The sequence below is a fragment of the Caulobacter sp. FV1ye13L genome (assembly GCF_058681155.1).
The window spans coordinates 3,487,180-3,507,836 of record NZ_CM178732.1; the positions used below are offsets into that span (position 1 = coordinate 3,487,180).

Annotated in this window: 15 protein-coding genes and 1 pseudogene; 4 read left to right on the forward strand and 12 right to left on the reverse strand. The window is 64.8% G+C overall.

Annotated elements, in window-relative coordinates; genetic code table 11:
* Positions 1-24: 24 nt before the first annotated feature.
* The 4 genes from recO to ACW176_RS16975 form a co-directional block, all read right to left on the reverse strand.
* Complete coding sequence (gene recO / locus ACW176_RS16960; protein ID WP_492109964.1) at positions 25-756, reverse strand: DNA repair protein RecO; 732 nt, start codon at positions 754-756, stop codon at positions 25-27.
* Positions 757-1,617, reverse strand: coding sequence for an arylamine N-acetyltransferase family protein (locus ACW176_RS16965; protein WP_492111955.1), 861 nt, complete (start codon positions 1,615-1,617; stop codon positions 757-759).
* 105 nt (positions 1,618-1,722) lie between these two features.
* On the reverse strand, positions 1,723-2,679 hold the full coding sequence (gene era / locus ACW176_RS16970) for a GTPase Era (RefSeq protein WP_492109965.1): 957 nt from the start codon (positions 2,677-2,679) through the stop codon (positions 1,723-1,725).
* Positions 2,680-2,781: 102 nt separating this feature from the next.
* Positions 2,782-3,192: a hypothetical protein gene (locus ACW176_RS16975; RefSeq protein ID WP_492109966.1), complete on the reverse strand. Its 411-nt coding sequence runs from the start codon at positions 3,190-3,192 to the stop codon at positions 2,782-2,784.
* A gap of 69 nt (positions 3,193-3,261) precedes the next feature.
* Here ACW176_RS16975 and ACW176_RS16980 point away from each other — a divergent pair.
* Positions 3,262-3,410: pseudogene (locus tag ACW176_RS16980) on the forward strand (hypothetical protein); the annotation flags it as partial.
* Between the two features lie 780 nt (positions 3,411-4,190).
* Here ACW176_RS16980 and ACW176_RS16985 read toward each other — a convergent pair.
* From ACW176_RS16985 to ACW176_RS17010, 6 genes are all read right to left on the reverse strand, one after another.
* Positions 4,191-5,423: an MFS transporter gene (locus ACW176_RS16985; protein ID WP_492057193.1), complete on the reverse strand. Its 1,233-nt coding sequence runs from the start codon at positions 5,421-5,423 to the stop codon at positions 4,191-4,193.
* Positions 5,423-7,432: an alpha-glucosidase gene (locus ACW176_RS16990; RefSeq protein ID WP_492109967.1), complete on the reverse strand. Its 2,010-nt coding sequence runs from the start codon at positions 7,430-7,432 to the stop codon at positions 5,423-5,425. Before ACW176_RS16990 ends, ACW176_RS16985 begins: the two co-directional genes overlap by 1 nt.
* A 103-nt stretch (positions 7,433-7,535) precedes the next feature.
* Positions 7,536-9,872, reverse strand: a complete 2,337-nt coding sequence (locus ACW176_RS16995) for a TonB-dependent receptor (RefSeq protein ID WP_492109968.1) — start codon at positions 9,870-9,872, stop codon at positions 7,536-7,538.
* A gap of 116 nt (positions 9,873-9,988) precedes the next feature.
* Complete coding sequence (locus tag ACW176_RS17000; protein WP_492109969.1) at positions 9,989-10,588, reverse strand: NADPH-dependent FMN reductase; 600 nt, start codon at positions 10,586-10,588, stop codon at positions 9,989-9,991.
* Positions 10,588-11,652 carry an LLM class flavin-dependent oxidoreductase gene (locus tag ACW176_RS17005; protein WP_492109970.1) on the reverse strand — a complete coding sequence of 355 codons (1,065 nt, stop codon included), beginning with the start codon at positions 11,650-11,652 and terminating at the stop codon, positions 10,588-10,590. Before ACW176_RS17005 ends, ACW176_RS17000 begins: the two co-directional genes overlap by 1 nt.
* Positions 11,649-12,479: an aldo/keto reductase gene (locus ACW176_RS17010; protein ID WP_492109971.1), complete on the reverse strand. Its 831-nt coding sequence runs from the start codon at positions 12,477-12,479 to the stop codon at positions 11,649-11,651. Before ACW176_RS17010 ends, ACW176_RS17005 begins: the two co-directional genes overlap by 4 nt.
* A 472-nt stretch (positions 12,480-12,951) precedes the next feature.
* On the opposite strand from ACW176_RS17010, the gene ACW176_RS17015 reads away from it, so the two are divergent.
* Complete coding sequence (locus ACW176_RS17015; protein ID WP_492109972.1) at positions 12,952-13,935, forward strand: YeiH family protein; 984 nt, start codon at positions 12,952-12,954, stop codon at positions 13,933-13,935.
* A 10-nt stretch (positions 13,936-13,945) separates the two neighbouring features.
* Here ACW176_RS17015 and ACW176_RS17020 read toward each other — a convergent pair whose 3' ends face one another.
* Entirely contained in the window at positions 13,946-14,953 is a 1,008-nt protein-coding gene (locus ACW176_RS17020; protein ID WP_492109973.1) for a LacI family DNA-binding transcriptional regulator, read from the reverse strand.
* A 330-nt stretch (positions 14,954-15,283) separates the two neighbouring features.
* Between ACW176_RS17020 and ACW176_RS17025 the strand changes: the two genes are divergently transcribed.
* The gene (locus tag ACW176_RS17025) at positions 15,284-17,332 is read left to right on the forward strand and encodes a phytase (protein WP_492109974.1); all 2,049 of its coding nucleotides are present in this window, start codon (positions 15,284-15,286) and stop codon (positions 17,330-17,332) included.
* A gap of 100 nt (positions 17,333-17,432) precedes the next feature.
* Here the strand turns inward: ACW176_RS17025 and ACW176_RS17030 are convergent, their stop codons facing one another.
* Positions 17,433-18,857 carry a helix-turn-helix domain-containing protein gene (locus ACW176_RS17030; protein WP_419321293.1) on the reverse strand — a complete coding sequence of 475 codons (1,425 nt, stop codon included), beginning with the start codon at positions 18,855-18,857 and terminating at the stop codon, positions 17,433-17,435.
* A gap of 154 nt (positions 18,858-19,011) precedes the next feature.
* Between ACW176_RS17030 and ACW176_RS17035 the strand changes: the two genes are divergently transcribed.
* Positions 19,012-20,631 carry an isocitrate lyase gene (locus tag ACW176_RS17035; RefSeq protein ID WP_492109975.1) on the forward strand — a complete coding sequence of 540 codons (1,620 nt, stop codon included), beginning with the start codon at positions 19,012-19,014 and terminating at the stop codon, positions 20,629-20,631.
* Positions 20,632-20,657 lie beyond the last annotated feature (26 nt).

The window sequence follows — 20,657 nt, forward strand, 5'->3', positions numbered from 1 at the left end:
GATATCGCGCCTTTGTGACGGTTCTTAAAGCCGTCCCGCCTCGCTCAGGCGATCCAGCAGCCAGGTCCGCGTTGGCGGCAGCGGCCGGTTCAGGGGGCCAAACACGAACTGCTCCAGGAAGTGGCCGGTGATGTCCAGCCCCGCCTGAACGTCGCCCTGCGCCAGCCCGCCCTGGGCCGACAGCAGGAACGGCGGCAGCGGCAACAGCTTGTCCTTGTAGGGCTCGCCCGCCCCGCGACTGACCGCGCGGCCGGTGCGGGGGCTGACATAGATCAGGTCATCAAACGAGCCGGTCGCCGCGCATTTGGACAGGTCCAGGCCAAAGCCCAGCTCCTGCAACAGCCCCGCCTCATAGCGCACATAGACCGCAGGCCAGATGTCGGGGATCTGCAGCACGCCGATCAGGGCCTCCAGCGCGTGGAAGGCGCCGGGATGGGCCTCGCGCTCGGGCAAGGCGCCGGCGGCCAGCGAGGCGGCCGACGACAGACCGGCCAAGGCCAGCGGATCGTCGAACAGCGACGCCACCCCCTCCCCCATCGGCTCCAGGGTCGCCGCGCCCAGTTGGTCGGACATCCGGGCCCGGTAGCGGGCGATGACCCGCGATCCCGGCTGCAGGAACGGCTTCATCCGCCGCGAGGCCGCGCCCGCCACATGGGCCGCGAACTTTCCGTGCTGCTCGGTCAGCAGCTCGACGATGGCGCCGGTCTCGCCATGGATGCGAGCCGACAGCACCAGGGCCTCGTCTTCCCATTCCATCTAGGCCTGCGTCCCCCACGCCACGACCTTTTCCAGCACCGGCCGCCAGTCGGCCTCGACCGGCAGGCCGATGACGTCGCGCAGGGTGGCCTCCAGCTCGTCGACGGTCAGGTCGCGCTGCTCGACCGGGGCGCCGGTGGCGTCGCGATGGGTCAGGCGGTTGTTCTTCAGGGCGTAGCGCGCGGTCGGCGTCGTGCGCCCCACCGTCATGCTCCAGGTGAAGTGCGAGGATGGATGGGTGTAGGTGAAGTAGTTGACCTGTTCGTAGTCGACATCGGCCCAGGCGCCCTTGGCCACCTGGTAGAGCGGCGCCCAGTTGCCCGACAGATTGGCCTGAACCTGCCGCTCGGCCACGCCGTCGTGGCCGGCGTCGACGATGCGGAGCTGGCCGTTGGGGCTGTCCTGAACCTCGTCGGAAAACAGGCGCAACGGCGCGGTCAGCACGCAGCCGCCAAAGCCGGCGTCAGCCAGCCAGGTCTCACCGTCGATCGCCACGCCCAGCACCATGTGCGAGCGCGGCCGGGGCGGCGCTCCGACCGGCGCCATCCACAGCACCCGGGCCATCAGGCCCTCGACGCTGAAGCCGACGGCGCTCAGCACCCGCTTGAGAAGACCGTTCTGTTCATAGCAATAGCCGCCCCGCCCGGCTCCAATCAGCTTGGCGTCGATGGTCGCCGGATCGATCGAAATCCCCCGCGCCAGCAGCACGTCAAGGTTCTCGAACGGGATGGCGTCCGGGTGCTTCTGGGTGATGGCGCGCAAAACGGCCAGGGTCGGCTCGCGCGGGCCGTCATAGCCGATCCGCGCGAAATAGGCGTCGAGGTCGACCGCCGGGGCGGCCGGGGAAAAGGCGTTTTCGATCTGGCTCACTGGGGGCGATATTCCCGGTATGTTCTCATCCGTTAGGACAGCCTGCCAGCGATCAAGTCAAGGGCCGCGCCGCTGTCAGGGCGGCGCGGCGGCGTGTCAGACGTCGAAGTCCAGGCCCATGTCGTTGAAGATACCCCGCTCTTCGGCCCAGTTTTCCTTGACCTTGACGTGCAGGAACAGGTGCACCTTGCGATCGAGAATGTCGCACAGCTCCTCGCGCGAGGCCTGGCCGATCCATTTCAGGGTCTGGCCGCCCTTGCCCAGCACGATGGCGCGCTGGCCGTCGCGTTCGACATAGATGGTCTGCTCGATGCGGGCGCTGCCGTCGGCGCGTTCCTCGAAGGCCGTGGTTTCCACCGAGGCGGCGTAGGGCAGCTCCTCGTGGACGCGCAGATAGATCTTCTCGCGGGTGATCTCGGCGGCCAGCAGGCGGGCCGGCAGGTCGGCGGTCTGGTCTTCCGGATACAGCCACGGGCTTTCCGGCATAGCGGAGGCCAGGCGCTCCAGCAGGTCGTCGACGCCCGCGCCGGTGGCGGCGCTGATCATGAAGACCTCGGAATAGACGCCGGTATCGAACAGCTCCTGCGTGACCTTCAGCAGGGTGTCGCGCTTGACGCCATCGATCTTGTTCAGCGCCAGGATCACCTGACGATTGGCGGTCTTCAGGCCCTCGATGATGGTCTGGACATCCTGCACCGAGCGGTGCTCGGCGGGCGTGGCCTTGTTCTCGTTCGAGGCCAGTTCGGCCTGGACGTCGATCAGGTGGACGGTGACCTCGGCCTGTTCCGAGCCGTTCCAGGCGGAGCGCACCATGGCGCGGTCCAGACGGCGGCGCGGGCTGAAGATGCCGGGGGTGTCGACCAGGATGATCTGGGCGTCGCCGTGCATGGCCACGCCGCGCACCGGAAAGCGCGTGGTCTGCACCTTCTGGGTGACGATCGAGACCTTGGCCCCGACCATGCGGTTGACCAGGGTGGACTTGCCGGCATTGGGCGCGCCGATGATCGCGGCGAAACCGGCGCGGGTGGTCTTTTGAGGTGTTGTGTCAGTCATTGCGGGTGCGTGTAGCACAGCGGGGCCGGGATTCCTCCCCCTGATGGGGGAGGTGGGCGGAGGATGGCTTGGCGGGCGTCTGCCTAGGGTGGAGGCGAGCGTTCATATCCTGCGGCGGCGAGCACCGCAGACGGTTAGGGCAAGCAGCGTGAGATGCAGCCCACCAACGGCGAGCCATCCCACGATCAGGGAGTTTTCCAAGTCCAACGGTCGAGCGATAAGCCAGGGGCCATTGTACAGAATGCTAATCGCGACCCACCCGTGAACAAAGAACAGGATCGAGTCTGTCAGCGCTTTGTTATGAGTGGCGCCTCGCCATGCGAAGAGCCAAATCAAACCCGACAGCGGTAGGTACAAGAGCGCAAGCCCGTAGGTAGCCATTGCTACTGCTACGAACCGCAGAGTTGAGGCTAAACTGTCGTCGTTGGGCCAACTGTCGATGGACACGACAACCGCAAAGACCGCCGCCTCCGCTGTGCGCCTGACATACCAACTACCGACCGTACCCGTCATGGGACGAATCCTAGGCCCGCTTGGCGGGGGTTCGCAACGCTTCAAAAGCCCCCCCCGAAGCGCCCCAAAGTGGATGCCCCCACTCCCCCACAGACTACAACCGCTTGTCATCCCGGCCGTAGCGCAGCGGAGCGCCGGGACCCAGGGGCGACAGCAGTGCGGCGGCCCCTGGGTCCCGGGTCGGCTTCGCCGCCCGGGATGACAAGAGTTTGTGGAGCGAGAACGGGGATCGTCTCGCCGTGAGATTTAAGGATGGCTCCCTTCGGCGCGACGGGGGGCGGGACGCCAATCCAATAGATCACCGTCATTCCCGCCCTTGTGGCGGGAACCCCTGTTTCAGCTCACACGTGAAGCGCCAGCGAAGTGCGCGCGCACTTCGCCCCTCCCGCACCTGCGGCGGATAGAGGGGTTCCCGCCACAAGGGCGGGAATGACGGGAGTTATGGGGATTGGCCGTACTGCATCCCCGCACTTCCCAGAGCAGACCGGAGCGAATTCAACCGCTTGTAAAAAACTTGATCGCGCCCATCAGACGCGCCCAAACCGCCTGCATAATCAATCTCACCTGACAGCACGGGAAGGGCGCACGTACGGCGACCGTTGCGGCTGTCAGGGATGATCGCGCGGGACTAGAGGGCGGGTGACGTAAACCCGCCTATCGGGGGCAAGCCAAGGCCTCCGCCCGTCCGAAGGTTCGCTCCGGGTTCCTCCGGAATCGGCGCGGCTGCAGCTCAAGGCTGGGTCCGTCGCGAGGCAGGACAAAACCCGGGTGGGGCAAAAGGCTGAACAGGCCTGCGCACCCCGGCCAGAGGGATAACGATCACGCGGAGCGTCTGTCTTCGTCGAAACGGTACTTCTACAAACCCATACTCCGGGCGAGGCCCGGACGCTCCGCGACCCTTCCCACCCCCATCGCAGCGAAAGCGCGAGGTCGCGAACGCGTGCCCCCTACTCCGCCCCTTCCCGATCCAGCCGCGCCTTGGGGCGGCCTGACCCGCGCTAGGGATTGGCCAGTCGCAGGACAGGCAGCCACAGGTGGATCCACAGCAGCGCCAGCAGATAGGCGCAGGAGGCCATCAGGAAGAGCGGCATGTAACCCGTACCGTTCGTCAGAAGCACGCCGGCCAGTTGCAACACGCCCATACCGGCGAGATTGCCCGCCAGAGCGCCCAGGCTGGTGATCGTGCCGACACGCTTGGCGGGAATGACGTCGGTGATGATGCCGAACACATTGACCGAAAAGCCCTGGTGCGCCGCCAGGGTCATGCCCAGAAGGCCGACGGCCAGCCAATAATTGTCGACATAGAGCACCAGCGGCACGGGAACCACCAGCAGGGCGCAGACCAGCATCACCGTCTTGCGAGCGCGATTGACCGACCAGCCCGAGGCGATCAGCCGTCCAACGATCGCGCCGGTGATCAGCGAGCCGCTGGCGGCCATCAGATAGATTACGGCCAGAGGGACCGCGAACTCCTTGATGCTGAGGCCAAACACCCGGTGGAGCAGGTCCGGCGTCCAGAACAGCAGGAACCACCAGACCTGATCGAACAGCGCCTTGGCGCCCATGATCGCCCAGGTCGCCCGGTCCTTGAGAACCTCGCTCCACTTGACCTTGGCGGGGGCCACAGCCTTTTCGGGCTCAGGCGCATTGAGGGCTGCGGCGTTCCAGGCTCCGGTCAGGAACCAGACGGCGACCCAGACCAGACCAAGGCCGCCGACGATCGAGAAGGTATGTCGCCAGCCGACAGCTGCGGCCAGGAATGGAACGAACAGTGGGGTAATGACGGCGCCCAGATTGCCCGCCGCGTTGAGGATGCCGATCGCCATTGACCGCGACTTGGCCTCAAAGGCGGTGGCGATGGTCTTGATGCCGACCGGCGTGCCCAGGGCCTCGGTCGCCCCCAGGGCGATCCGCGCCAGGGTGAACTGTCCCACCGTGTGGGCGAAGGCGTGAGCCATGGCCGCCAGGCTCCAGGACCCCACGGCGAAGGGGTTGGCGAACTTCAGGCCGACCCGGTCGATGAACCAGCCGACGAACAGATAGGCCACCGCCGCCGACAGCTGGAACATCGCCGCCAGGTGACCATAGTCGGCGTCGGTCCAGTTCAGATCCTCCTGCAGCATGGGCTTGAGGATCGCGATGATCTGCCGGTCGGCATAGTTGAGGATGCTGGCCGCGATCAGCATGATCAGCAGGAACCTGCGGTCGATCTTGAATGTCGGCATGGCCATCAGAGGCTCCGCAGGGATTGGAACAGATCGGACCGGTCCGCGCCGACGCGATGGAAGACCGGCGGCTGGCCGAACGGCGCGGCGATCTCGACCGACTGACCGCCTTCGAAGGCCTCGCCCGACCAGACGTGAACCCAGCCTGCGCCCGTCGGCAGATAGACCGAGCGGGCGCCCACACCGGCCTCCAGCACCGGTGCGACCAGCAGATCACGACCGAACAGATACTGCGTCTGCTCGGTATAGGTCCGGGGGTCATCCTCATGGTGCAGGAAGAGCGGCCGTTGCAGCGGCAGCCCGTCCTCCGACGCCTCAACCCGCAAGTCGCGGATATAGGGCGCCAGATGGCGATAGACCCGAGTCATGCGGGCGAAGTGCGCCAGCACCTGCGGGTCCTGATCCAGTTGCAGGTTCTGATCGGGCCGGTTGCCCTCGTGAGAGCGCATCACGGCCGTGAACGCCGCCATCTCGCTCCAGCGCATCAAGAGTTCGGCCGTCCGGACATTGCCGAACAGACTGGTGTAACCGCCGATGTCGCTGTGGTGATAGGCGTTGCCCAACAGGCCCGAGGAGAGCGCCGCGCAGACCACCGTGCCAATGCCGTCGTGGCGCGTAAAGTCCACCGACTGGTCGCCAGCCCACAGCAGCGGGCAATAGCGTTGAACGCCGCTATAGCCGGCCCGCATGAAGAACACCGCCTCGCCCGTCTTGCCGCGTCGCTCGACGGCGTCGGCATTGACCTTGGCCCAGATGGTCGGCCAGGCGTTGTGCATCAGCATGCCGTCGACGCCATTGGCCAAGCGTACATCGGTGGGCAGGTATTCGCCGAAATCGGCCATCCAGCCCGACAGGCCGAAGTCCAGCATCTCCTTGCCGATGATGGCGTCGGCGAACCAGTCGGCGGCCTCGGGATTGGTGAAATCGACCACGCCGCAGTCGAACTCGCCGAAGTCGACCAGATAGGTCTCGTCGCTATCCTGGCGCAAAGCGAGGTAGCCAGCCTTTTCGGCGATCGGGAACAGCGAGCCGTCGACGCAGAGATAGGGGTTCACATAGCCCAGGAAGCGGATGCCCTGCTGGGCCAGTTCGCCGATCTTGCGATCCAGACCCGGATAGCGCTCGGCGTTCCACTTCCAGTCCCAGAACAGGCGCTTGCCGAACGAGGTGACGCGCAGCCCCACCCAGTCCTCGCACCACAGACCCGACAGGGCCGCGCCCGAGGCGATGAAGGCCTGAAGACGGTCGAAACTCTCGTCACCCTGCTTGAGGCCGACGATGGCGCCGTTCAGCACCCAGTCGGGCAGCGGCGGCTGGCGGCCAAAGCGATCGGATAGCGCGCCGACCAGGGCCACGAAGGTCTCGGCGGTGAAGAACTCGATGCGCTCGGGGACTTCCCAGACTTCGATCTCGTGGAAGTCGGCATGGCGGAAATCGAAAGCCGAATAGGCCGTGGTCTCGACGTGCAGCGCATAGCGGCGCGACGAGATGAAGGTCGGCTGGGGATAGTTGGTGTGGAAATAGTCGCCGCCCGCGCCGGCCTGATCGGCCATCCAGGTCAGTTGGGTCGACTTGTCCCGACCGACGCCCGGCTCGGAGGTCCACAGCGGGAAATGACGGCCGCGCATGTCGAAATAGGACAGCTGCTCACCGCCGCCCCAGACGTTTTCGCCCACCTCTGCGGGCACACGCAGCCAAAGGCGGTTGATGGGTTCGGCGCCGGGCATGAAGCGGATATGACCGCTCTCGACGACCTCGATCGCGAGTAGTTCGGGGCCACCGCTGGCCGCGGCGAAACCGATGCGAACACGGCCCTCGCCCTTCGAAGGCGTCGCCGAGCGCAGGGCGATCCGCTCACTGACATAGTCAGAGATGGCGAAATTGCCGCGCTGCATTTGAACGTCGGCCTCGCCGCGTCCGATGAACAGGCACGGCGCGTCCGGCGCATGACGCAGCACGGTTTTGCCAGCCGCCTGGATTTCGAAACCATCCGCGAGGGCGATAAGCTTGAGCACGTCTCTACTCCGCACGGCGGGCGCATCGTCACGCGATACGATCTGAAAAAGAACGGGCCCGGCTTGGGGAAAGGTCGCCGGGCCCGTTTGCAGGATAGGCGTACTAGAAGAGGTTGTAGCGGAGGCTCGCGCCGAAATAGCGCTCGGCGTCACGCGGCGTGATCTGCCGCAGGAACGACGCGCCGTTGGGGATGCGGTTGATGACGAACTGCTGGTCGGCCAGATTCTTGCCGATCAGAGCCAGGCGCAACCTGTTGTCCTTGCTGACAAAAGCGACGCTGGCGTCGATGGTGCCATAGCCCTTCTGGACAGCGTTGGGGTTCTGATTGATGTCGAAACCCATCTTGCTCTGGTATTGCGCGCCGACATTGAAGTCCAAGTCGAACTTCTGGCCTTCCAGCGGCACGAAGTAGCTCGTGTTCAACGAGACCTTGTGCTTGGACGACAGGGGCAGAGGCTTGCCGTTGATCGCCAATGCCGGGCAGGCGCCGGTGGGCGGGCATTTGAACTTGTCGATCTTGGCGTCGATATAGGCGTAGCCGCCGTTCAGACGCAGGTTCCGGATCGGCTCCAGCGTGAAGTCGGCCTCAAAGCCCTGGGTCTTGACCGTGCCGGCATTGGTCAGGCGCGAAACCACCGTGGTGCCGATCAGATCCAGGTTCGTGGCCTGGAAGTTGTCATAGGTCGTGTTGAACGCCGACAGGTTCAGGATCAGGCGGCCGTCCAGAAGACGGGACTTGGCGCCGACTTCGTAGGCGTCCGAGGTTTCCGGCGCGATGCCGAAGTTATCGATGGCCTGCATGTTGAAGAACACGTTCATCGCCGGACCCTTGTAGCCCCGCGTATAGCTGCCATAGGCCAGAATGGTCGGCAGGACATCATACTGCAGACCAACCTTGCCCGACCAGCCGTCAGCCTTGGTGCCGCCCGTCCCCGAGAAGGTCGGGTTGACGCCGCTGAGGCCCGCCGCGCCCGACGTGCGCAGGCGACGATGGACGAACTCGATCTTGTCCTGGGTCCAGCGCGCGCCGACGATGCCGCGCAGACGTTCGGAGAAGTTCAGCGTGCCCTGCCCGAAGGCGGCGTAGTTGGTCAGGGTCGCCGAGAACTCACCGATGCCCTGGTTGGCGGCATAGGTCGAGGAACCCGGCGCGCAGGGCGTTGCCGCACCCAGAGCGCCCAGGGTCACCGGCGCCAGGGTTGAACTGGTGCAATTGGTGACCGTACGGGTGAAGTAGTTGCTCTCCCAAGTATGGTAATAATAGAGCCCGCCGACATATTCGAAGAACTGGCCGGTCGGGGACGCGAGCCGCAGTTCCTGCGTGAACTGGTCGAAGTTCAGCCGTCCATAGTCGGCAGTCCGGATGTCAGCCGCCAGGGCTCCGGTCGCGACGTATTTCGGGGAGTCAGAGCGGAAATCGCCGTCCCGCGCCTGCTGGTTCTTCCAGTTGCGGTAGGCCGTGATCGAGGTGACCGTATAGTCGCCCAGCGAGTAGTTCACCTGGGCAGAGAAGCCGCTGTTGATGTCCTTGGTCGACGGTGACTGGTCGTTGTCGATGTCCTTGTTGCCGGCGCCCGGCGTCAGCGGCTTCAGCGATGGCGAGAACACGGCGTCGTTGTAGGCGCTCGAGAACACCGTGCCGATGCTGTCCGCATAGCCGGTGTCGACGTTGTGCGAATAGTCGGCGATCAGGTCGACGGTAAGGTCTTCATTCGGCTCCCAGCGCAGGCGGCCGCGCAGGCCATTGTGCTCGTAGCCATTCACGTCTTCGCCGTTGAAGACGTTCTTGCCGTTGCCGTCGTAGTGGCTGAAGAAGCCGGCCAGCGACCCGGCAAGCGTATCCGAGAGCGGACCCGAGATCGCGCCGCGCAGTCTGTACTCGTTGCCCTCGTAGTAGGAGGCGTCGATATAGCCGCTCTTTTCTTGCTTCGGCGCGCGCGTGATCAGGCTGATCACGCCGGCGGAAGCGTTCTTGCCAAACAGGGTGCCTTGCGGACCACGCAGGATTTCAATGCGCTCCAGGTCCAGGAAATCGGCGGTGGCCTGGCCGCTACGGGCATAGACCACGCCGTCAACGATGGTCGAGACCGAAGGCTCAACGCCCGATGCGAAGGAGACGGTGCCCACGCCACGCACGGTCAGGGCCGAGTCCTTGTTGGTGTTGCCCTTCCTGAAGGTCAGGGATGGCGCCATCTGGATCAGCTGTTCCGCCGAATTGACGTTGGCGCGCTCCATGGCTTCGCCGCTGACGACACTGATGGAGATCGGAACCTTCTGCAGGTTTTCCGAGCGCTTCTGCGCGGTGACGATCACTTCAGCGATGACCGGCGCGTCGTCGTTGGACTGGGCCAGAGCCGGCGTGACCGCGAAGCCGCCCAGAACCAGCGTCGTGAGCGCCGTGCCGACCAGCATGCGTGCGCGTTTCGTGTGAATTTTCATGTCTCAATTCCCTCCCACTTCTTAATTCCTACCTCTTGGGTAGGCTTATTCGCCTCTTGATGAGGCTTGGTCTTTCTAGAAAAACTGAGAGGCCTTTCAGCACCCTCCCAGGGCGGTCATGCCGACTTCCGATGCAGTTGCAGAAAGTCGGCGACCTGATCGCCGATCAGGCCCAATTGTGCTGTAACGGCAGGATCTTCGCAGGTTCCGTCGTCTCCGAACCGCGACGCGGAGGTGTTGATCGCGGCGGCCATCGGCGTGGGCCAGCCACGCAACGCGTGCACGATTGATCGCAAAGCCGATATCGTGCTGCCCGTCGCCTGCCAGCCATAGGCGGTGACCACCAGGCCCACCGGCATGCCGCTCAGATAGACCCGACTGTCGCGCGCGGTTTCCTCCAGGAGGTCCAGCGCATTCTTGATCATGCCCGAGACGCTGCCGTGATAGCCGGGCGAGGCGATCACCAGGCCGTCGGCACGGCGCACCGTCTCGACGAACTGGATCTCCTCGGCCGTGCGCTGCGGCGCCTTGGGCACATAGATCGGAAGCCGCGCCAGGAACTCGCCGCCGAACATCTGGGTGTCGACACCGCGCGCAGCGACGGCCTTCATGGCGATCGCCAGGGCGCGCTCGGTCGAGGACGAACCGCCGGCCGTGCCGCCGATGCCGACGACGAAAGGCCGGCTCCCGGCGTGGTGATCGTTGGAGGCGTGCACTAGACCAGCGGCCCATGATCGATGTGCGGCAACACATGGCGGGCAAACAGGTCGGCCTCGGCCGCGTGCGGGTAGCCCGACAGAATGAAGGCCTCGATGCCCATGTCGCGGTAGTCGTTGAGCTTGGCCAGCACCTGGTCGGGATCACCGACGATCGCCGCGCCGCAGCCCGAACGCGCCCGGCCCACCCCGGTCCACAGGTTTGCCTCGGCGTAGCCATCGTCCATGGCGCCTGCGCGCAACGCGGCCTGGGCCTGGACCCCAACCGAGGTCGAATCCAGAGACTTGGCGCGGATGGCGGCGCCGGCGTCTTCGTCCAGCTTGCTTAGCAGCCGGTCAGCGGCGGTGCGGGCCTCACTCTCGCTGTCGCGAACGACGACGTGGGCGCGGTAGCCGTAGCGCAGCGTACGGCCGTATTTGGCGGCTCGGGCGGTCATGTCGGCGATGATCTCGGCGACCACCTCCTTCTTGTCCGGCCACATCAGGAAGACGTCGCAACCCTTGGCGGCGGCCTCACGGGCATCTTCCGACAGGCCGCCGAAATAGAGCAGCGGGGCCTTGCCCGAGACTGTGCCGACGCGCGGCGGATCCAGCTTCAGGTTCCAGAACTCGCCCTGGTGATCCAGCGCCTCGCCGTTCAGCATGGTCTTGAGAATGCTCATCGCCTCGACGGTGCGGGCATAGCGCGGAGCAGAGGCCAGCTTCTCTCCTGGCATGTCAGAGGAGATGATGTTGACGGTCAGGCGGCCGCCCAGCATCCGGTCGATCGTCGCGATCTGCCGCGCCAGTTGTGGCGGCCACATTTCGCCGATCCGCACGGCCATCAGCAGGCGCATTCGACGCAGCAGCGGCGCGACGCCGGCGGCGAAAGCCGTGGTGTCGATGCCCAGCTCATAGCCGGACGGCAGCAGGATGTTGTCAAACCCACCGGACTCGGCCTGCAGGACGATATCACGACAGTGTTCCCAGCTGGACTTCAGCTTCAGATCCGGAACACCCAGGAACTCGTAGTCGTCGTCGCAGAGGGCGGAAAACCAGCTGATCTCGCAAGGGGGACGGTTCATGGCAAGGGCGCTCCCATGGAGGCGACGAGGACGCGATACCAGTCAGTGCGCGTCCAGCGCGGCCGATAAGCGTCGGGGATTTCGGCAATACGGGCCGGAGTTTGCGTGCCGACGATTGGAATGGGGTGGGCGGGATGCGCCATGATCCAGCTATAGGCCGCCGCCGACCGGGACACGCCGAACGTCTCGGCGATCTCGTCGAGAATGGCGCTCACGGCGCGAGCGCGGTCATCCGTCGGCGAAGCCAGGCGCCCGCCCCCCAAGGGCGACCAGGCCAGCACCGTCATGCTCCGCGTAATAGCCTGATCCAGGACACCGTCACTTAGGGGGGCGATCGCCAAAGGCGAGAACTCGGGCTGGCAGGACACGACCGGCAGCGACAGATGCGCAGCCAGGGCCTCGACCTGCGAGGGTGTGTAGTTCGACACCCCCACCGCGCCAATCTTTCCGGCCTTGTGCGCGGCTTCCAGCGCGCGGGCGGTCTCAGCAGGATGGGTCAGGATGTCCGGACGATGGATCTGCCACAGCGCGACGTGTTCGACGCCCAGGCGCTGCAGCGACGCATCGATGGCCGAAGCGACGTAGGCCTCGCTGGAGTTATAGGGCGTTCCGATGACGATGCCGCCCTTGGTGGCGACAACCATGCGACGGGCCAACTCGGGCGACGCCGCCAGGACTTGACCCAGCAGAGCCTCCGAAGCGCCAAAGCCTTCGCCGTTGTCGGGACCGTAGATATCGGCCGTATCAAAGAGGGTCACGCCGGCGTCAAGCGCGGCCTGAATCAGCGATCGCGCCGCGCCGACATCAGCGCCGCGAAAGCGCCACATCCCCCAAGCGACCGAGGATACGCGCGGGCCACCCTCATACAGGGGGCGGCTTTCAGGAGGGGCAATCAGATATGTCATCGCTGTCATACTAGCGAAGAGCGACGTTATGGCAACGCCACTTCGCATCCATAAATTTTCACCGCCAACGCAAAAAATTGGCGAAATGAACTGAATTTACTTTTAATGCGCATCGCGGAGAGTCAATTTACTCAGAAAAATCAATATATATTTTCACATAGAGCCCAAATACGCTGTAGCAGAATTTTTCATAGCGAATTGTATTTTCAAAATCTTAGATTTGACTCTCCATAGACGAAATTCGTCCGATTATCGCACCGAGTATTCCGAATTCTCGGGTGGCGTCGCTTCATCCGGTTGCCCAGCGCCTCCGATATGATAACGGTGTCACATTGATGTATGGCGACTTGCGCTGCGAAATTTGCGTGAATCGGGACGATTCCGGGGAAAATCGATGATCCGAGCCAGCGTCTATGCACCCGGTCTAGCAGTTGCGACCCTGGCGACCCTGGCTGCAGCCTATGTCTCAGACCACTACGGCGCGCCGCTCACCCTGATGTGCCTGCTGTTTGGCCTTTCGATGAGCTTCCTCGCCGAAGACACGCGACTCGAGCCTGGGCTGACCATCGCCTCGCGCACCCTGCTGCGCTGGGGCATCGTGCTTGTCGCCACGCGCATCACCTTTGGCCAGATCGTCCAGTTGGGTCCCGCCGCCCTGATCGCGGTCGTCGCCATCGTAGCCATCACCCTTAGCAGCAGCGTGTTCCTGGCTCGACGCTTCGGGTTCTCGGGGGCGTTCGGCGCGCTGTGCGGCGGCGCCGTGGCGATCTGCGGGGCCTCGGCGGCCATGGCCTTCGCCAGCCTGCTGGGTGAGCGCCGCACGCCACAGGCCCAACTGACCCTGGTGCTGGTCGGCATCTCGGCGATGAGCACGCTGGCCATGACCGTCTATCCGATCCTGGCGCGCCACCTGCACTTCAGCGACGTCCAGGCCGGCTTCATGCTGGGCGCTTCGATCCACGATGTCGCCCAGTCCCTGGGAGCCGGCTATTCGTTCTCGCCGGCCGCCGGAGAGAACGCCGCCATCGTCAAGCTGACCCGCGTGGCGCTGTTGGCCCCGGCGATGATGGTGGTAGCGGTGTTTTTTCCCAAGGATCCCGAGGCCAGGATCTCCACTTTCATCCTGCCCTGGTTCGTGATCGGGTTTTTCGGCCTGGCGGCCATCAACTCGTTCGGCCTGATACCTGCCGTGGTGGCCGAGGGCTCCAGCAAGGCTGCCGCCGCCCTGCTCGCCTGCGCGGTGACCGCCACAGGCATTCGTTCGAACATGAAATCGTTGACCGAGCATGGCTTGCGCCCACTGCTCATCATCGTCATCGCCACGGTGATCGCCCTGGTGTTGAGCATCCTGGCGGCGAAGTTCCTGATCCCGGCCTAGGCTTGGCCCTCTACGAAGAGGTCTTGGGCGCGGCGGTCGATGCGCGCAGGACAAGCTCGTGCGGCAAGCGGCGGTGGGCCGGGCTCCCGACGCCTTCGAACAGCAGGCTGGCGGCGGCATAGGCCAACTGCCGCGTCGGTTGTCGCACCGTGGTCAAAGGCGGCCAAAGCTGTCCGGCAAGGGCGATATCGTCAAAGCCGGCGACCGAAAGGTCCCCCGGCAGCGCCATGCCCCGCCTATGGGCTACCGTCAGCACGCCGGCGGCCATGTCGTCATTGCTGGCGAAGATCGCGGTGGGCGGATTGGGCAAGTCGAGCAGGGTTTCGGCCGCCTCCACGCCCGAGGCGAAGTCGAACAGGCCCGGCCGGACATATTGAGGCTCGAACGCCAGGCCGGCGCGGTCCAGCGCCCGGCGATAGCCGAACAGCCGTAGGTCGCTGGCCGTGTGATTGGGGTGGCCGACGATAAAGCCTATCCGCTTGTGTCCCAGCGCGATCAGGTGGCTGGTCATGTCGTCGGCGGCCTGGACGTCGTCCATCGACACCGACGGACTGCGGCCATGATCGGTGCCGGGCGAGATGCGGACATAGGGCATGCCGCGCCGGTCCAGTTCCTCAAGCGCGGCAATCGAGTCGGTGACCGGCGAAGACAGGATCACGCCATCCACCTGGGTCTGGTCGATCAGGCCACCGACTTCCAAGGGCAGGCTGGGCGAGGCCGCGTCACTGGGCTGAGCCAGGAGCCGCACACCCTCTTCAACGCACCGTTCCCAGATCCCGGTCTGGATCTGATGGATGTAATGAGGGCCCTGATTGTCATAGAAAAGCGCGATCTGATGGCTGCGTTTTCCAGCCAACATGCGCGCCGCCGCGCTGGGCTGAAAGTTGAGTCGCGCCATCGCGCCCTCGACCCGCTGCCGCAGTTCCGCCGAAACGTATTTCTCTCGATTGAGCACACGCGACACGGTCTTGGTCGAGACGCCGGCGGCCGCTGACACATCCTTGATCGTAGCGCGCATCCGGTAGGATCATCCTCGACTCTGGATAGGAACCCTAGGCCATATCGGTGAAATCTGCACATCGTCTCGATAGCGTGACGACGCAATTGACCACGCCAGAACCAAGCTGCGTCCCGGAATCAAGCCGCTGGCGCTACCAGCTCGGCGGCGTCGCCATTGGGAGGACGTCAAAGTTCCAACCTGGCGCGCCCGCAACGCGGCCGACCTGTATTCCTTCGATTGAAAGCTGTAGGAGAGGCCAAATCGGTAGCATCCAGGTCTCGGCTTTGGCGTCTGCACCTTCGGGTCAGGCCAATCGCACATCGAAGATGCGATACAGAGGGACACATCATGATCCATCGCCGCCAACACCTCGCCGCCAGCGCTCTAGCGCTGTTGTTCGTCGCAGATCAGGCTCTTGCCCAAGCCACGCAGGCCGCACCGACGGTGAGCGTCGCTGCTGTAGGTGCGACCGTTCCCACCGAGCAAGGCGGGGCCAACGCCGCCGCCCTGCTCTATAACAGCGCTGACCCCGGCAAGAGCATCATCGCCGCGACCGGAGAACTGGGCGGGCTTGAGTTCCATAGCCTGGACGGCGCCCGCAAAACCGCCCTGCCCGGCGGCGAAACCTATGGCGTCGATACGCGCGAGATCGGCGACCAGACGGTGCTGGCGGTGCTGGATCGTCAGGCCGGCCGCATCCGCCTTTCCAGCTATGACTTCACCTCAGGCCAGGCCCAGGCGATCGACGCGCGCCCGCTGATGCTGGGCTATGCTGGCGAAGGCCTGTGCCTGCACAAGAGCCCCCGCGACGGCTCGCTATACGCTTTCGCCCTCGGCGGTGACGGTCAGCTGGACCAGTGGCTGCTGTATCCTACCGCCGACGGCAAGCTGGACGGCCGTCTGGTCCGCCGCCTGCACCTGTCGTCAGAAGCCAAGTACTGCGTCGCCGACGACCCTTCGGGCGCCCTCTATGTCGCCCAGCAGGCGGTCGGCATCTGGCGCTATGACGCCGACCCCGAGGCCGAGACTGTGGCCACCGTGATCGACATCAACCGTCTGGGCCGCATCAAGGGCGAGGTGGGCGGCCTGGCTATCCTGAACGGCGGAGACCAGGGCAACTACCTGGTCGCCGTCAACGCCGACGCCGGCGACTACAACGTCTATGACCGCAATGCGGATGACCGGTTCCTGGGCGCCTTCCGCGTCCAGGCCAAGGGCGCGGACGCCATCGAGGGACCCGCTGGCCTGTTCGGACTGCGCACCCCCGTCGGCCCGGGCCTGCCGGCCGGCGCCCTGTTGGTCACTGACGACCGCAAGGTCGGGGCCAACACCCAGGTGCTGTCATGGCAGGACGTCGCCGCCGCCTTGAAGGTCTCGCCCGGCCAGGCCGCGCCCCAGGCGACGCCCAGCACTCTGGCCCTGGTCCAGGCGACCATGGAGACGCCGCCCGTCGAGAACGGCGGCGACGCGGCCGACGATCCGGCCATCTTCGTCCACCCGACCGATCCGACGAAGAACGCCATCATCGCCACCGACAAGAAGGGCGGCCTGCTGGTCTATGACCTGTCGGGCAAGCTGCTGCAGTCCCTGCCCGACGGCAAGATGAACAATGTCGACCTGCGCGGCGGCTTCAAGCTGGGCGGCAAGACTGTCACCCTGGTCACGGCCAGCGACCGCACCCGCAAGGCCATCGCGATCTACACCATCGATCCCGACACCCGGCTGCTGACCAGCGTCGCCGACGGCCTGCAGGCCACAGGCCTCTCCGATCCCTACGGTTTGTGCATGTATCGCAACAAGAGCGGCGCAACCTTTGTGTTCATCAGCGATCCCGACGGCGGCGTGCGGCAGTGGAAACTGCTCGCCACCCCTGGCGGCAAGGTCAAGGCCCAGCAGGTTCGCGATCTGAAGTTCGACACCCAGACAGAAGGCTGCGTCGCCGACGACGAAACCGGCGCGCTCTACATCGCCGAGGAAGACACCGCCCTGTGGAAGCTGGGCGCCGAACCCTCGACCGGGACGGCCCGCAAGGCCGTGGTCCGGGTGGTCGACAACTCAGCCCTGAAGGACGATCTGGAGGGCGTTGGCCTTTACGCGCAAGCCGGCGGAAAGGGCTATCTGGTGGTCTCCAGCCAGGGCAACAACAGCTACGCCCTTTTCCGGCGCGAGGGCGACAACGCCTATGTCGGCTCGTTCGCCGTGATCGCCGACGGCGCGACCGGCATCGACGGCGTCTCGGAAACTGACGGCCTGGAGGTCACCAGCCTCTCGCTGGGCGCGGGCCTGGAAGGCGGAGCCTTCATCGCCCAGGACGGCCGCAACGTTTCGCCTCCCGAGAATCAGAACTTCAAGCTGGTTCCTTGGTCAACGATCGCGGGAAAAATGGGGCTCCGCTGAGCCCAAAAGCGCGAACTGAAGTTTCGCCCTGAAATCCCGTTGGTCTGGCAAGATCGACGCCTCCCCGATGCACGGCCGATCCCGCCGCAAGACCTGAGCGTCAGGTCACGAACGGAAAAGGCGACAGGGCCTTGCTGGACTCCTCAACCAGCAGGGTCCTGTTGATCGGCGCTGCCGCCCGCTGCGGACAGGCGGGACGCTCGCAGATCCGGCATGACGGGCCGATCTCGACCGTCATCGGCGAGGCCATGTCCAGGCCCCGGGCATAGACCAGCTTGCTGGCGTATTTCAGCTCGCACCCCAGCCCCACGACCAACTCGTCTTCCAATCCGGCCTGCAGGCCCGAGACGCGGCGCACCGTCCGCGACAGCGTGAAGTAGCGCTGCCCGTCCGGGGTCTCGATCACCTGGGTGATGATCCGTCCCGGCGTCTTGAAGCTGTCGTGGACGTTCCAGCGCGGACAGGCTCCGCCAAAGCGCGAGAACGGAAATGGACCCGCCGCGAAGCGCTTGGAGATATTCCCCGCCGCATCCAGGCGCATCATGAAGAACGGCGTTCCACGCGACCCGGGTCGGCTGAGTGTGGTCAGGCGCTGGGCGGCCTGCTCATAGCTGATCCCAAAACGCGAGCGCACCCGCTCGATGTCGTAGCCGCTGGCCTCCATGGCCGCCAGAAACGGTTCGTAGGGCGTCATGATCGCCGCCGCCAGGTAGTTGCCGAGAAACACCTTGAGCAACTGACGCGTGGCGCGGTCCGGCGCCTGGAAACGATCGGCCAGGGTCGACAGCGTCTCGTCAGCCTCCATCAGACCCAACTGATAGCACATGGCGAAGATCCGGCTGGCGGGCGCCAGGGTCTCGGAGAGCATCAGGCGCTTGCGGTGATGGTCATAGCGACGCAGCGAACTGGCCATAGCCTCTACCGGCATGACCCGCGCCTGGATCTCGAAGCGCTCCAGCAACCGCGCCCGCACAGCCGGTCCGAGGTCCTGATGGTCAGCCTTCATGGCCGCAACGATGGCCTCGGCCGCCGTCTCCAGTTCGGCGAAGTGGTTTCGCTGTGATCCGACCAGATCGCGCACCCAATCGGTCGAAGTCTGCGATGAGGACGTCACGGAGCCATCCGGCCGCTCGAAAACGCCAAGATCGATCAGACGGCCACGATCCAGATAGGCGCGATACAGACGCGACATGGCCTCGGCCATGCCCGGCGACAACTCGGCGACCTCGGCCGCCTCATGTCGACTGACCCCCAGATCAGCGAACATCCGGTCGGCCAGTATCTCCTCCAGCCCGGCCCCGCCGCCGGGATCATCCGCCGACAGGCTTCGCAGGTCGAGATCATAGGCGTCGGCCAGACGCAGCAGAATCTGGGCCGTGACCGGCCGCTGATTGCGCTCCAACAAGTTCAGATAACTGGCCGAAACGCCCAGGTTCTCGGCCATGCGGCTCTGGGTTACGCCCATGTCGCGGCGAAGCCGCTTTAGCCTGCCACCGAGAAACAGCTTTTTGTCATGCGTCGCCATTCAGTCAATTTGTCACAGATTTACAGAAAACACAAAGTCGGACTGTGACAAATCACCTTCAATAGGTTCGACGCCCGAGCGGTCGCGACGCTAGCTCTCCCTACAAACTTTTCTTCGACCGCCCAGCGGTCGGCCGACGATGGGGATCAGACCAATGACGCTGCGCAAAACCTATGCTCAACACCGCGAAACCGTCCTGGCCCGCTATCCGCAGGGCGTGACGCCCGGCGGCGTCGGCATCGACGACATCATTCAGCTGAAGCTGCAGAACACCTTCTCGACCCACCTGGACATCGCCCGCGAAATGGCAACCGTCATGCGAGCCGATATGGCGGCATACGACGCCGATAGCAGCAAGTTCACCCAGTCGCTGGGGTGCTGGTCGGGGTTCCACGCCCAGCAGATGATCAAGTCGGTCAAGCGCCTGCGTGGCACCACCAAGGGCGCCTATGTCTATCTCTCCGGCTGGATGGTTGCGGGCCTGCGTAACCGCTTCGGCCACCTGCCCGACCAGTCGATGCACGAGAAGACCGCCGTGGTCGATCTGATCGAAGAGATCTATGTCTCGCTGCGCCAGGCCGACGAGGTCGCGATCAACGACCTGTTCAAGACGCTGAAGACCGCTCGCGACGCCGGCGACAAGGCGGCCGAAAAGGCCGCAATCGCGGCCATCGACGGCTTTGAGACCCACGTCGTTCCGATCATCGCCGACATCGACGCGGGCTTTGGCAACGAGAACGCCACCTATCTGCTGGCCAAGGAGATGATCAAGGCTGGCGCCTGCTGCCTGCAGATCGAAAATCAGGTTTCGGACGCCAAGCAATGCGGCCACCAGGACGGCAAGGTCACCGTGCCGCGCGAGGACTTCATTGAAAAGCTGCGCGCGTGCCGCCTGGCCTTCGAGGAACTGGGCGTCGATGAGGGCGTCATCGTCGCCCGTACCGATAGCCTGGGCGCGGGCCTCACCCAGAAGGTGCCCGTCAGCCAAGAGCCGGGTGATCTGGCCAGCGACTACATCAAGTGGCTGAAGACCGAAGCCATCACGCCGGACAATCCGATCCTGCCGGGCGAGCTGGCGCTCTATCGCGGCGGCCAGTTTGAAAAGCCGGTGCGTATGCCCAACGGCCTCTTCGCCTTCCAGGACGGCACGGGCCGCGCTCGCGTGATCGAGGACTGCATCGCTTCGCTGACCCAGGGCGGCGCGGATCTGCTGTGGATCGAAACCGACACCCCCAATGTCGACGAGATCGCCTCAATGGTCTCGGAAATCCGCAAGGTCGTGCCCAATGCCAAGCTGACCTATAACAACTCGCCATCGTTCAACTGGACCCTGAACCTGCGCCGCCAGGTGCGCGAACAGTGGATCGCCGAGGGCAAGATCCACGCTGACTCCTATCCTGACGGCATCGCCCTGATGTCGGCCGACTATGACGACGCCGACCTGGGCCGCGAGACCGACGCCCGCCTGGCCGCCTTCCAGACCGACATCTCCGCCCGCGCCGGTGTGTTCCACAACCTCATCACCCTGCCGACCTTCCACCTGACCGCCAAGAGCATGGACGAACTGTCGCGCGGCTATTTCGGCGACGACAAGATGAAGGCCTATGTCAATTCGGTGCAGCGCGAGGAAATCCGCCGCGGCGTCTCGGCCGTCAAGCACCAGCACGAGGTCGGCTCGGACCTGGGCGACACCTTCAAGGAAATGGTCGCCGGAGAGCGCGCCCTGAAGGCCGGCGGCCACGGCAACACCATGAACCAGTTCGCGGCCGAATAGGTCGCGACCAACCCCACCGATAGGAG